This is a genomic window from Nocardioides sp. CPCC 206348, from assembly GCF_048654705.1.
In the GTDB taxonomy this organism is placed as follows: domain Bacteria; phylum Actinomycetota; class Actinomycetes; order Propionibacteriales; family Nocardioidaceae; genus Nocardioides.
The window spans coordinates 1-436 of record NZ_JBMCZA010000160.1; the positions used below are offsets into that span (position 1 = coordinate 1).

Here is a 436-nt window from a genome sequence, read left to right on the forward strand (position 1 = left end):
CCGGCTGTGACGAGGCGTGGTCGCCGTACCCGGCCGCGGCGGCGTTCCTCGAGCACCTGCGCAGCGGCCACGCGCCGCGCGCTGTCTGGGGTGCTGGGCCGGGTGAGGACTGGCCGGCCCTGCTCGCACAGTTGGCGGGTGCCGCGCTCGCCGCGGGGCGCGGGACGATCATCTGTCTTCCCGACCATCGTGACATCACCCGCGTCGACGCTGCGCTGACGGCGTTGCTGGGGGAGGGCCACCACGTCACGCTGCAGGCAGAGCCCGGCCCGGCTGCCCGGTACCGCGACTTCCTCGCGGTCAGTCGGGGCACCCGAAGGATCGTGATCGGCCCACGGTCCGCTGCCTTCGCTCCCGTGCACGACCTCGGCCTGGTCGTGATCTGGGACGACGGCGACGACCTGCACGCCGAGCCCCGGGCTCCGTACCCGCACAC

Annotated in this window: 1 pseudogene; it reads left to right on the forward strand. The window is 74.1% G+C overall.

Going from position 1 to position 436, the window contains the following annotated elements:
- Window positions 1-436, forward strand: a pseudogene (locus ACOADB_RS11665) (primosome assembly protein PriA); the annotation flags it as partial.